The organism is Kocuria sp. WRN011, from assembly GCF_002295155.1.
In the GTDB taxonomy this organism is placed as follows: domain Bacteria; phylum Actinomycetota; class Actinomycetes; order Actinomycetales; family Micrococcaceae; genus Kocuria; species Kocuria carniphila.
In genome coordinates, this window is sequence record NZ_NSGI01000004.1 from 295,775 (window position 1) to 308,730 (window position 12,956).

General features: G+C 63.5%; 12 protein-coding genes. 7 read left to right on the plus strand and 5 right to left on the minus strand.

The annotated features are described in order from the left end of the window. The first annotated feature begins 3 nt into the window (after positions 1–3). The 4 genes from CKW39_RS07585 to CKW39_RS07600 all read left to right on the plus strand — a co-directional run bounded on the left by CKW39_RS07585 (position 4) and on the right by CKW39_RS07600 (position 4,630). On the plus strand, positions 4–2,004 hold the full coding sequence (locus CKW39_RS07585) for a VWA domain-containing protein (protein ID WP_095797513.1): 2,001 nt from the start codon (positions 4–6) through the stop codon (positions 2,002–2,004). 109 nt (positions 2,005–2,113) lie between these two features. Beyond that, on the plus strand, positions 2,114–3,328 hold the full coding sequence (locus CKW39_RS07590; RefSeq protein ID WP_254049325.1) for a hypothetical protein: 1,215 nt from the start codon (positions 2,114–2,116) through the stop codon (positions 3,326–3,328). Between the two features lie 156 nt (positions 3,329–3,484). Continuing rightward, a complete protein-coding gene (locus CKW39_RS07595; protein ID WP_095797514.1) occupies positions 3,485–3,814 on the plus strand; it encodes a hypothetical protein in 330 nt (109 codons plus the stop codon). 3 nt (positions 3,815–3,817) lie between these two features. Continuing rightward, on the plus strand, positions 3,818–4,630 hold the full coding sequence (locus tag CKW39_RS07600; RefSeq protein ID WP_095797515.1) for a nitroreductase family protein: 813 nt from the start codon (positions 3,818–3,820) through the stop codon (positions 4,628–4,630). On the opposite strand, the gene CKW39_RS07605 is transcribed toward CKW39_RS07600, so the two are convergent. The 5 genes from CKW39_RS07605 to CKW39_RS07625 all read right to left on the minus strand — a co-directional run bounded on the left by CKW39_RS07605 (position 4,588) and on the right by CKW39_RS07625 (position 10,943). After that, the gene (locus CKW39_RS07605; RefSeq protein ID WP_095797516.1) at positions 4,588–5,337 is read right to left on the minus strand and encodes a class I SAM-dependent methyltransferase; all 750 of its coding nucleotides are present in this window, start codon (positions 5,335–5,337) and stop codon (positions 4,588–4,590) included. The two genes, CKW39_RS07600 and CKW39_RS07605, sit on opposite strands and share 43 nt — an antisense overlap. Further along, a complete protein-coding gene (locus CKW39_RS07610) occupies positions 5,334–6,500 on the minus strand; it encodes a type III polyketide synthase (RefSeq protein ID WP_095797517.1) in 1,167 nt (388 codons plus the stop codon). The genes CKW39_RS07605 and CKW39_RS07610 overlap by 4 nt, the downstream gene beginning before the upstream one ends. Before the next feature lie 74 nt (positions 6,501–6,574). Next, entirely contained in the window at positions 6,575–8,008 is a 1,434-nt protein-coding gene (locus CKW39_RS07615; RefSeq protein WP_095797518.1) for an NAD(P)/FAD-dependent oxidoreductase, read from the minus strand. A gap of 141 nt (positions 8,009–8,149) precedes the next feature. Continuing rightward, the gene (locus CKW39_RS07620; protein ID WP_216823164.1) at positions 8,150–10,354 is read right to left on the minus strand and encodes a multicopper oxidase family protein; all 2,205 of its coding nucleotides are present in this window, start codon (positions 10,352–10,354) and stop codon (positions 8,150–8,152) included. A gap of 217 nt (positions 10,355–10,571) precedes the next feature. Continuing rightward, positions 10,572–10,943, minus strand: coding sequence for a PH domain-containing protein (locus CKW39_RS07625; RefSeq protein ID WP_095797519.1), 372 nt, complete (start codon positions 10,941–10,943; stop codon positions 10,572–10,574). A gap of 233 nt (positions 10,944–11,176) precedes the next feature. On the opposite strand from CKW39_RS07625, the gene CKW39_RS07630 reads away from it, so the two are divergent. The 3 genes from CKW39_RS07630 to CKW39_RS07640 all read left to right on the plus strand — a co-directional run bounded on the left by CKW39_RS07630 (position 11,177) and on the right by CKW39_RS07640 (position 12,955). After that, positions 11,177–11,731, plus strand: a complete 555-nt coding sequence (locus CKW39_RS07630; RefSeq protein ID WP_095797520.1) for a hypothetical protein — start codon at positions 11,177–11,179, stop codon at positions 11,729–11,731. Further along, the gene (locus CKW39_RS07635; RefSeq protein WP_095797521.1) at positions 11,728–12,129 is read left to right on the plus strand and encodes a VOC family protein; all 402 of its coding nucleotides are present in this window, start codon (positions 11,728–11,730) and stop codon (positions 12,127–12,129) included. Before CKW39_RS07630 ends, CKW39_RS07635 begins: the two co-directional genes overlap by 4 nt. 121 nt (positions 12,130–12,250) lie before the next feature. Then, positions 12,251–12,955 (plus strand): superoxide dismutase family protein, encoded by a 705-nt coding sequence (locus CKW39_RS07640; RefSeq protein ID WP_095797522.1) that lies wholly within the window; start codon positions 12,251–12,253, stop codon positions 12,953–12,955. The last annotated feature ends 1 nt before the right edge of the window (position 12,956 follow it).

Genomic DNA, 12,956 nt, shown 5'->3' on the forward strand with positions numbered 1-12,956 from the left:
ATCATGCGTAACCGCCACAGGTCCTCCCGGTACGGCCGGTACTCAGGGGGCCCCGATCCCCTGGCACCGCCCGTCGACCTCGCCGAAGCCCTCGACGCCGTCGCGGAAGACGTCATGTCCGGCTACTCCCCGGAACAGGCCATGCGTGAGTTCCTGCGCCGGGGCGGACGCAACCAGCGCGGACTGGACGATCTGGCACGCAAAGTGCAACAGCGGCGTCGTGATCTGTTGAGCAAGCACCGCCTGGACGGCACGATCCAGGAGGTTAAGGAGCTGCTGGAGAAGGCCTTGCGCGAGGAACGCAACCAGTTCCTGCGCGACGCTCGCATGGATCCCATGGACCGGCAGTTCCGCGAAATGCAATTGGACAGCCTGCCCTCCTCCCCCGCGGCTGCCGTCACGGAACTCGTCGACTACGACTGGCAGTCCGATACCGCCCGGCAGCACTACGAGCAGATCAAGGACCTGTTGGGGCGCGAGATGCTCGACCAGCGGTTTGCCGGCATGAAGCAAGCGCTGGAGAACGCGACCGACGAGGACCGGCAGGCCGTGGCCGAGATGCTGGGTGACCTCAACGACCTGCTGGACAAGCACGCCCGCGGTGAAGACACCCCGGAAGACTTCTACGAGTTCATGGCCAAACACGGGGATCAGTTCCCCGAGAATCCCCAGAACGTGGATGAGTTGATCGACGCACTCGCCCAGCGTTCGGCGGCCGCCCAGCGCATGATGCGCTCCATGACGCAAGAACAGCGCGACGAGCTGATGTCGCTGTCCGCTCAGGCCTTCGGTTCGCCCGAGTTGATGTCGCAGCTGGACCGACTGGACGCGTCCCTGCAGGCACTGCGTCCCGGGGAAGACTGGACCGGGTCCGAGCAGTTCGACGGCGATCAGGGTCTCGGCCTGGGCGACGGCACCGGTGTGCTCCAAGACTTGGCCGACCTGGATTCACTGGCCGAACAGCTCTCACAGTCCTATTCGGGCTCCACGCTATCGGACCTCGATATCGAGGCCCTGACCCGACAATTGGGCGACGACGCCGCGGTCTCGGCCCGCACGCTCGCCGAACTGGAGAAGGCGATGCAGGACAGCGGTTACCTGCGCCGTGGCACGGACGGGGATCTGAAATTGTCCCCGCGCGCGATGCGCAAGCTGGGGCAGTCCCTGTTGCGCGATGCCGCCGGGCGGATTTCCGGCCGGCAGGGTCGCCGGGACACTCGCCTGGCCGGAGCGGCCGGTGAACAGACGGGCTCCAGCCGAGCGTGGGAATTCGGAGACGTGGAGCCGTGGGACGTCACTCGCACGGTGACCAACGCGATCGGCCGCACGGCGGCCGCCGGCAAGGACCCGATGAAGGGGTTGCGCATCGATGTCCAGGACATCGAGGTGCGCGAAACCGAGGCCCGGACGCAAGCGGCGGTGGTGTTGCTCGTGGACACCTCGTTCTCCATGGCGCTCAACGGCCGCTGGGTGCCCATGAAGCGCACGGCCCTGGCACTGCATCATTTGCTCTCCACGCGGTTCCGAGGCGACCGGCTCGAGCTGATCACGTTCGGGCGCTACGCCCAGCGCATGGACATCGGCGAGCTAACGGCGCTGCCCGCCTGGCACGAACAAGGCACCAATCTCCATCACGGGCTGTTGTTGGCCGGACGGTTTTTCCGTCAGCACCCCAACATGCAACCGGTGCTGCTCGTGGTGACCGATGGTGAGCCCACCGCCCACCTCATGACCCACGGCGAGGCGTGGTTCTCGTATCCTCCGGATCGCGAGACGCTTCTGAACACTGTCTCCGAGTTGGACAAGGTCACGCGGCAGGGCGCAGAAGTCACGTTCTTCAGATTGGGTGACGACCCAGGCTTGGTCCGATTCGTTCAAGCCATGGCCACACGAGCCGGGGGCCGCATGGTGGCACCGGACCCCGAAGACCTGGGTGCGGCGGTGGTCGGAGAGTTCCTGCGAAACCGCTACGCAGATCCCGTGTGGGACGTGGACTGGGAATAACCCCCACAAGCAGCACAGTGGAACCTCCAAGTTTTTGGCCCCCAACCGTGACTACTCGTCCCTTGTCCCAGCTTCGTTTGCATGGAACAGTGATGTGCACCACGGCGCCATGACTGTGGCGCCCGGTCGCCCGACAAGTAATCAGGAGGTCACCGTGAACCTGTCTTGGCTCATGCCCGTGCTCGAGGCCGAAGGTCCGTTCCTGTCGATCTACATCGACTCCACCCGAACCGATCCCAGCTCCGCCTCGGGGCTTTCCACCCGGTGGGGACACTTCCGGTCGAAACTCGCGGACGACGGCGCTCCGGAGGCAATTCTCGAGGAGAGCGAAGAGACCTTGCTGGAACCGTCTCCCATCGGTGGTCGGCACGGTCGAGCCCTCCTGGCCACTGGATCGGAGATTCTGGTCGACCGAGTGCTGCCGGCACCCCCGCGGCAAGATTCCGCCCATTGGGGTGATGAGCCAATTCTGGTGCCCTTGTTGCAGGTGATCCCACAGGCGGTTCGCCAATTGCTCGTGGAAGTTGACCGTTCCGGCGCCGACCTGCACCTGCGCGCGCCGGAAAACCCCAAGATCACCAAGAACGACAACGGTCTGGGTGAGGACTCCTCCGTGGACGGGGGTCACGACGAACTGCACAAGGCCAGCGTGGGTGGAGGATCGCAACACGGTTGGCGCTACTCCAACCAGGAAGCTCGCGTCGAGGACTCCTGGGAACGCAATGCGGAGGCGGTGGCCGCAAAGGTTGATGCCATTGTCCGCGAGCGCCAACTGGACATGCTGTTGCTCACCGGCGATGTCCGCGCGCAGTCGCTACTGAAGGACGAGCTCGGCAAGGAAGCGCTGGCCATCCTCAAGGAAGTTCCGGGAGGCACCCGCGGTCAGAGCCTTGATCGCGCCTCGTTCCGGGAAGAAATGGCACGTGTGACCGAAGAGTTCATCAAGGAACGTCAGCAGAAACTGGCGGATCAGTTCACCGAGAATCAGAACCGGGGCGGGGAATCCGTGGCCGGCGCGGCCGAGGTCGCGGAAGCCTTGCAACGCGGTCAGGTCTCCGAGCTCCTCCTGACGATCGGTGCCGAACCGGACAACGCTGAGGAACTCACCCGGCAGGCTCTCGCAACGGATGCCGAGATTTCCACCCTCGGTGAGGGGTACGTGACCTTGCCGGAAGGTGTCGGCGCACTGCTCCGCTGGCGGGACGAGGCAACCCCCTCGAATAGCTTGTCCAGCATGTCCGGGGACCACGGTCGCGAGAGCGCAGTGGATCCGGACAGCGAGGAATCGCCCCGCGAGCGCGAAGAAGAATCAATCCGTCGTTAAGCTGGCGCCAACCTCCGCCGTGGGCACCGGTTCCAGGAATGGAACCGGTGCCCACGGCGGAGGTCATCCTGCGAGTCCCCGAGGCTCCGTGCGGCTGAGCGTGGCATCATAAGAGGCCATAAGCAGCAGGCTGATCATTTCGTGCAGAGGAGAACCATGGCTTCGTCCCGCGGGCTGGTGTGTATCGCCGCCGGATTCTATGCGGCGAACTGTTCGCTGGGGATTTCGGTGGCCCAGCGATGGGTCGACACCTCCAAGTTCCGGTGGGTCCATCACGGCTTGTACATCCTGACGGCGAGTACCACGGCCATCGCGTTCTTCGCGTCTGCTGCCCAACGATCACCGGCCGCGATCGCATTGGCTCCCGCCGCCGCTCCCCTGTTCCTGCTGCAACATCACGGAGCGCGACCGCTCCGGCGACACACCCGTGACGCACTGATGGCGGCCCCCTGCTACGCGGCCGGTCTCGTGCTGGCCGGGAGGTGATCCATGGAGTTCCTTGATGCCGTGTTCAATCGGCGTACCACCAACGGCCCCTTTCGCCCGGATCCGGTCAGCCCCGAGCACCAACAGACCCTGATCCGCGCCGCGGCGGCCGCACCCTCCCAGTTCAACAGCCAACCCTGGCGGTTCGTGCTCATCGAGGACCGGGACACCATTGAGACGGTGGCCACCATCAGCGGTGAAAGCATGACCGAGGTTATGAGCTCCGGTACCTTCTTCAACCGATACAAGAAGTATTTTCGGTTTTCGCAGAAGGAAATGGACACCCTGCGCAGCGGCATGCTTTTCGACAAGTTGCCCGCATTGCTCCGCCCTTTCACGTCCCGCGCGTTCACCCCGTCCGGGCAGAACCTGATGAACAAACTGCGTGTGCCGCAAACCCTGGGTCAGGAAAACCGCAAGTTGGTGGCCGGTTCACCGTTGCTCCTGGGCGTGATGCTGGAACGCGGTGAATATCGGCCAGAACAATTGTCCGGGTTCTACTCCGTCTTCAGCATGGGCGCGGCCATGGAAAACCTATGGCTGACCACGGTGGAATTGGGCATGGGCATCCAGTTCGTCTCCTTCCCCATGGAGGCTCCACACCAGTGGCAGCGCATCGTGGACATGTTGCGCGTGCCGGATGACCTCGAGCTGATGGCCGTGTACCGGCTGGGTTACCTTCCCGAACGAACCCACCGCCCCGCCATCGATTGGTCCAGCCGAGAGCGCAAACGCCCTTCGCAGTTCGTTTTCCGAGAGACCTGCGACGCGCCTCAGGAAGGCTGGGACGACGACGTTCGGCCGGGTTCCGCGTGAGCCGCGAACACCGCGAGTAGTCGGAAGAACCGTTGCTGCCGCACGCTCCACCCCGAAGGCACGGCGTCGATCAGTTCATTCCGGCGATAGCTACGGCGGACCGACAACAGGCCGTCGAAACGGGCGAACGTTCGCGCACGAATCAGTGGGAGCGTGCCCACCCAGTACAGCAACCAGGCCGTTCGGCTGCGCCGCAGGTCGTTGTGGACGGCCACGGAGCCGGTCAGAGCGGACGTGTCAGTCAGCAATTCCGTGAGTTCGCCCGGCGATAAGTGGTGGAGGACATGGTTGGACACGACCACGTCGAACCGTTCGCCTTCGGCGACCAAGTCCGCGCTCGACAGCGCCCGGTAATCCACCCCGACACCGTTGTCATGTGCGAGCGCCCAGCTATAGGCCCTCGGGTCCGGGTCGATGGCGGTCACCGACAGCTCGATGCCATCACGGGTGGCCCATCGGGACAGGACCCGAGCGACGTCGCCACCCCCGCTACCCACGTCCAAAAGTGTGGGCGTGCGGCCCTCCCCGGCTGCGGCTTGAAGGGCCGGACGGATCCAGCGTCGGTAGACGGGCCGCCACGAGGCGACCAACGGATTAATCACGCCGAACAAGGCGTAGGTGTTGTTCAGTGCCACGGGATCACAGCTCGGGTCGTCCATCAACTCCGCTTCGTTGATACTCCGACGGCGCAGTAGCGGATCCTTCATCGTGGCCGAACTTCGGGTTCCACGGCGCGCACCAATGCGCTTTCGATGCTCAGCCCTGGACCGAAGGCCAACGCCGCCACAAGCCCACGTGCCCCTGACGTCCGAATCCTGTCCAGCACAAAGAGAATGGTGGCGCTGCTCATGTTCCCGACCTCTGACAAGACGCCACGGGACGGTTCCATTTGCTCATGAGTGAGCCCCAGACGTGATTGCACCTTGTCCAGGATGCTCCGGCCACCGGGGTGCACGGCCCACAGTGGTATCTCGGCGGCGTCCAGCTCAGCCCTGGACAGCAACGGGGCCAGCGCATCCGTGACGTGATCGTCAATGATGCGCGGCACATAGGTTCCCAGGATCATTTCAAACCCTTCGTCGCCCACGCTCCAGGCCAGGTCTTCTTCACCCACCGGTGCCAGTGTGGTCTCGAAGTCCTCCAGTTCTAGTACGGGTTCGACTGTCGGGTCGCCGGAATCTCTAGCCGTAACCACGGTCGCCGCAGCACCGTCTGCGAACAAGGCGTTTCCCATGATGGTGTCCGGGTCGTTGCGAACATGCAGGTGAAGGGTGCACAGTTCCACGCACACCACCAGCACGACGGCCTGCGGATCGGAGCGGCACGCGGTATAGGCGGCTCGCAGAGCGGGGAATGCGGCATTGCACCCCATGAACCCCAGGTGCGTTCGAGCTACGTTTGCCGGGAGTCCCAGATCCTTGACCACCCGGACATCGGGCCCGGGTGCGAAGAACCCCGTGCAGGACACCGTGATCACATGTGTGACGTCCTCGGGTTCGACAGCCGGAGCAGCTTGCGCGAGCGCGGTGCGCCCAACCCGAACGAACAACCTTCGAGCATGCTCGGTGTAGAGCTGGTTCCGGGTCTGCGTTCCCGGGGAGAGCAAGTGCCCCGAGACGGGATCCACGAACGGCGACGGCGCGGCGTCGTCAGTCTCGTTGGTGCCATCGAGGCCCCGCGAGACGGCCGTTCCGAGCTCCGGAAGGACCGTGTGGCGAGTGGCCACGCCGGATCCCGCGAAGGCCGAGCCGACCAGCCGGGACCCCAACCGTGTCATGGCTGGTTGGTTGGCGAAGAGCTTCGCGACATCCGGCTGGTGGATCTGAGTATCCGGAACGGCGGTCGCAATCGTCAGCATGCGTACGGTCATACCCCATGGTAGGCACGGCGCGGTCCCAGCCGGTGCTGTCGGGACACGCCCGCGCAGTGCCGACACGGGTCCGGTCAATCCCTTGGTCGGCGCATCTCGCCGGGAAGTTCTTCGAGCAACCGCAGCCAGAGTTCGGACACCGTGGGATAGCTCGGTACCGCATGGCGCAGCACGTGGACCGGCACCTGACCGGTGATGGCGATGGTCGCCGCGTGCAGCTGCTCGCCGGCCTCCGGCCCCACGAACGTTGCGCCCACCACGCAGCGCGTCGAACCGTCCACCACGATTTTGGCTCGCCCGGGAACGTCATTGCGCAGAAGCGCGGAACCCGCAGTGGAGTTGTAGGGCACCTCGGCGGTGACCACCTCGATCCCCTGTTCACGCGCGGTGGCTTCGGTCGGCCCCACCTGCGCCACCTGCGGCTCCGTGAAAATGACCTGGGGAACGGGCGCGTACTCGGCGACGAAAGGTTCGGGGCCGCCCGTGGCTGCCGCGCGGATCTTGGCCCCCACCACGCGTGCCCGGTACTTGCCCCAGTGAGTCAGCGGAACATCCCCGCTTGCATCGCCCACGGCGTGTAACGAATTGGGGAGGTCGTCATCGAGAACGTGGTCCGGAGTGAGTCCCACGGCGTCCAGCCCTAGATCTCCCAACCGCGGTGCGCGCCCGGTCGCCAACAGCACCTCGTCCGCTTCGAAATCACCCGCGGTGGTCTGAAGCTGTACGGTGCCGCCGTGAATCTTCCCCAGCCCGGTGGCCTCGGGGTTCTCCCTCCGGCACGACGTCACGGACGCGTTGAAGACCACGTCCACGCCATGAGTTTTCATCCCCTCCAGGACACTCTGCCCGGCGAACGGCTCGTTGTCCGACAGTAGGTCTGGGCCTCGGACCAGCAGCGTGACCTGCGCCCCGAGACCGGCTAGCCATGTGGCGGCCTCGCAGGCAACTACCCCGCCGCCCACGATTGCCAACCGTTCCGGCACCTCGACCACTCCGGTGGCGTCGGCGGAGGTCCAGGCCTCCATACCCTCGAACTCGCCCGGCACCTTGGGTTCGCTACCGGTCGCGATGATCACGGAGTGCCGCGCGGTGATGGTGAGCGCAGCGGCGTCGTCGACCCGAACCGTGCGTTCGCCGACAAGGCGAGCGTGACCGCGAACCACCTGGATCCCTGCCGATTCCGCCCACTCGACCTGGGAAGAATCGTCGTAATTCGACACGAAGGAATCCCGGCGCTCGAGCATCCCACCGTGGTCCAGGCGCGCGGGCGAGACGCCGTCAACGTCTGCGGAGGTGCCAGCGACATCGAGGGGGCGCAGCAGGGCCTTGCTGGGCATGCACGCGTAGTAAGAACACTCGCCACCCAAAAGGTGGCCCTCCACGATGACGGCCGTGAGATCGGTGCCTTCGATCGCGTATTGGGCGGCGTTCTCGCCCACGGCTCCCCCACCGATGACGACGACGTCCACGGTGAGTTCCTGAGTTTGCGGTTGTTGCGTGTGGGGCATGAGCACCTCTTCTTGAAGTGTCGGTGTGGTGGGGCCGGTAATCCGACCCCACCACACCGGGTGGGAAGCCTACTGATTATTCAGAAGCCTACTGACAATTAATGGCATCGTAAGCGCCCACGCCCGCCCTGACCACATCCCCTAGTGATGACCACCACCGTGCACATCGTGGAAGGCCATGATGCTCTTGGGCAGCACCGTGAAGGGCCGCATCATCGTGTGGTCCTCGTGATCCAGAATGTGGCAGTGGTACATGAAACTGCCCGTGGCGCCGGTGAAGTCACCGAGCACCTGGACCCACTCCCCCGGTTGAATAACCCACGTATCCTTCATACCCGCGGTCATCGGACTCACCGGGCGACCGGCTCCGGGAACGGGCAACGGATTGGAAGTTGAAGCCGTCGCGAGGTTGAAGCCGGGCACCGACCCACCGGGACCGAGCGGCCACTGCCACCGATTGAGCATCTGGAACTCGGTCATGTGGATGTGCATCGGATGCGCCGGACCACCGAGATGCAGGATGTTCCAGACGGCCCAGTCACCTTCGGAGAACCTGATGGTCAGGGATTCGTCGAACAACTTGGCCGCCGGCTTGAACGTGAGGACCTTGCCGTCCGCGCGGGTCACCCGGATCACCTCCGCGGTGCCGGGGTCCTCGCCCTCCGCAAGCTCACGCAGCTCCCACATTTCTGGGTGCACGGAGCCCCCGATACCGGGAGGAACTACGGCCACCCAGGCATGAGCGTGATGGTCGATCACTCGGTCACCGATGATCAATTTGCCGTCATCCGTGTGGCGGTAGCGCACGTACTCCCCATTGAGAACGCCGGGGAGCCGGAACCGGTCGAGCACGCGGCGATCATCCACGCGGAACTGCATGACGCTTGCGTCTGCCTGCCCCGGTTGAGCATTGAGTGCCGTGCCGTTCTCATTGCGCAGCTCCAGGGTCCGGCCGCGGTACTTGGAGAAGTCCACGAGCACGTCCACCCGCTCGCCCGGGCCCATGTCCACGATCCCGTCCTGGGGAATGAAGGGCGCAGGCAGTAGGCCTCCGTCCGTACCAATGACCACCAGCGCATCGGTCTTGCGGCGCGCACCGAAGGCAGGGTCCGTACTGGGGATGTCCTTTGTCGGAGTGAACTTCTCATCCGTGGTGTCGTGGATGGAGAAACGGTGGATCCGCGAACTGGAGCCGTTGAGCAACCGCAGCCGGTACCAGCACGCATCCACGTCCTTGGTGGGCCAGATTTTGCCGTTAACCATGTTGAACGGTGCGCTGACGGGAATTTCACCCTTGATCCCGGTGGAACCCGTGAAGCCGGCCTGCTTGTACAGGGCACGCCCCGTGAACTTGATGGTCCCCGCCGGCGCGCCCGCCTCGGATTCCAGATTGCGATCCGCGATACCGAGGAACAGCTCACGCTCACCCGACGGCAAGCGAAGCCGCGCTTCCTGCTCGTCCCGAATGATGTAGAACCCTGAAAGACCCGCGAATACGTTGAACCTGGTCACCGCCATGGCGTGATCGTGATACCAGAGGGTGGTTGATTCTTGACGATTCGGGTAGGTACAGCGCGTGACACCGCCCGGCAGGCTCACGTTGTGGGCCCAGCCATCGTTGTGGCCGTCCGTCAATGCGCCGTGGAGATGGACCACGGTGGCGGCGGTGAGTTCGGCGGTATGGTCCAGTCGCGGATAAGAATCCTCGCCGGGGCCCTTATCCGCGGCCCGACCGCCCGGGAGAGCGGCGGCACGGAAGTTTGCGTTGACCCCGGGCTGCCCGGGAGGTAACGGAGGCAATGCGGGCACGCGTACGACGTCGTACGGCAAGTTCAGCGCCTTGCCGCCCCGTTCCAGCCCGTTCTCCCAATCGATGCGCACGGCGCGGTCCCGCTGGACCTCGATCGTGGGGCCGGGAAGGCCGCCCTCGTAGGTCCACGCCTCGGCGGGCGGGATGTCCGCGTGGAACTGCACTCGCCCGAGTTCGGCACGAACGCGAATGGGACTGCCCGCCGGCCGACGCCACGCGCGAATGATGGTTGGCTGTGGGAGGCGATCACGAAACTTCTTCAACCCCAGCCCCGAGTCAACTCCCGGCAACGGGACTGGCCGCGGCGGCCACCACGGGAAACCGGCCGGCGGGTGCACTCCCGGCCGGTCCGCCGACGGCGCTGGCCCACCCATGGGTTCGCGCATCGGCTCTTCGGACGTGTCCGGCTCCACAGGAGCGAGAGTGATTCCAGGCTCCGATGGAAGCGGCGGTGCGCTTCCGGTCTGGGCAAGGTTGGCGTACTCGACCGAACCTGGCGCGGGGAGATTCTGCGATTCGGGGGTGGGAGTATTCATGATTAGCCCTCGCTTAGCGAGTAGTGCTGCGGCAAGTGAGCCCTCCGCGACCTACGTCGACCCTCAGTTGCCCTGATAAAAAATTAGCATAAGCAAATACCGGGGAGTAGGGGGTCACGTTTTGGTTAAGGATGTGAGGTCGCCCGGCGGTGGCCCAATGGCGGACAGAAGTAAACCCCGGACTCAATAACGAGGCCAGGGCCGACTCCAGAGTGTCCTATGCACCCAGAACAGACTGTGCGATGAGATGGTCGAGCTTCCGCACATCGATACCGCGTCCGACGTTGATCTTGATCCGACCCGCCCGGGTCCACAGTTCAATCTTGGCATTCAGGTCGATCGTTCCGGCGTTTTCCGTGGACCACATGTTGATACTCGAGTACGGAATCGAGTAAGTCTCAACTTTCTTCCCTGTGAAACCTTGAGCATCACGGACTATCAGTCGCCTGTTCGTGAACGTCGCAATATCTCGTACGGTCTTGAAGGAAACGACAGGGGTTTCGCCGGGAACGAGCAGCTCTGGAATGTCATGGGGAGTGTCAATTTGAGATGTGAACGTCCACCCACTGTTCAATACTTGGTCACTCATGGGTTAGCCCTCTTTCATTGTTTCGCCTACGGGGACTTCTCGGCCTCACGGTTGCCGACGAGCGTTGGAGGTGAGTGGCATTCGAAAGGTCTCAATCACATATTACTGACGAGTTGCGAGTTTCAATCTCAAACGCATGGAAATAATTGCGTTTTCCCTAGTCAGGACAACCATGGGCTCGTAAAGTGATGGCTGAATCTTCCCTCGAGAATGACCAGAGTTGAGGAGCAAACATGATGGGAACAGTTCCGGAGTGGATCTCCGTCTTAGTGGCAGCGGCTGCACTAATTGCCGCCGTTTGGGCGGGTCTGACTTCTAAACGCCTTTTTGACGTAGAACGCAAGCGTGATGAAGTTGCACTTGATCGGAGAGAGAAAGAGCAAGCAAGCGAAATTGCGGCCTGGTGCGTTACTTATGACACTCCCGCCGACCAGCCATCGCCCAAGGGACTGCTGATCCACAACAGCTCCAATGCGCCAGTTTTCGATGTCAAGGTACTCAGTACATACTCCAAAACTAAGAGGGACACGCCTGAAACTCAGAAACCCCTCACGATGTCCGTGCTGACCCCTGGTGATTACGCGGCAATAGAAGACGATAAGTTCCCGTGGAAGTTTCCTGAAACCCAGTCCCGCGTGGAAGAAAAAGTCCACTCCAGATTGCGACCTGTGACCAACAACCCCGGCTGGATGGTCACAGGTATTGCCTTCGTCGACTCGTACGGGACATCCTGGCTGCGTGACGAGCGGGGACAACTACTCCGCCTAGAGAAAGAGGAGACACCATGATTCAGGCAACCCCATACATCGGCTTCGAAGGCCAGGCAGAAGAAGCGCTCATGTTCTACCACTCCGTCTTTGGCGGGGACCTCAAGATCACGCGTTTTCGAGACTTCGGCATGGTCGAGGACACCCCTGACTGGGTCATGCATGGTCAGCTCGACACCGACATGGGGTCGAGTCTCATGGCCTCCGACAACCCGGGCGGCGTCACGGGAGGCAGTCGTATCAACGTCTGCATCTGGGGCGACGACGAACAGCGCATGACCGAATTCTTCAACGCACTCGCTCAGGGTGGCACGGTGGAGATGCCGCTTGAGAAGCAGGAATGGGGTGACTCCTTTGGCGGGTTACGCGATCGGTTCGGGGTCGACTGGGGTGTGAACATCGGCTCCAAGGAGTCGTAATACTCCTGGTCACCCTCGCTTGTGACATGCGTCATGCGTAGCGTGGAGTTGCCACACCGTTGAGCGGTCGGCATCACTTCCCGAACGCGCCGGCCCAGCGGACCGACGATGAGGAGATGCCATGAACGAGCGTGAACTGACTTCCCCGACCGATTCGACTGACCTGGCTGGCGCCCCCCAAAAGAAGATCTCTCGAGCCCGAACCGGCATGGCCTTCCTGGGTCTGGCGGGACTTCTCACGCTCGCCGCGTGCGGCGACAACGCAGGCGGTGGCGGCGGAGAGGAAACGGGCTCCGAAGAGACGAGCGCGGCGGCGTCGGAACCCGAAACCATCGCTACGGCGGACGTCCAGAATGCCGACGGCGCTGACTTGGGCACCGTGGAATTCTCCTCAGCGGAAGACAATGACCAGGCCATGGTCGTTTCGGCCGAACTCTCAGGACTGGAACCCGGCTATTACGGGTTCCACGTGCACGCGAACGGCGTGTGCGAGGCGGAGAGTTCCGCGCCCGATGACCCGTCCGAGACCGGTGCGTTCCTGTCCGCGGGTGGTCACTTGGGCGGCGACGACGCCCGGCACCCCGAGCACGCAGGCGACCTTCCCGCGCTGCTAGTCATGGAGTCAGGCGAGGCCAAGCTGACGTTCCAGACGGATCGGCTCACCAGGGACAACCTGATGGACGATGACGGTTCCGCGCTCATGATTCACTCCGACCCGGACAATTACGCCAACATTCCCGAACGCTACGCTGCCGACGGCGCGGACGAGGACACTCGGTCCACCGGCGATGCGGGCAGTCGCCTGGCGTGCGGTGTCATCGAGTAGT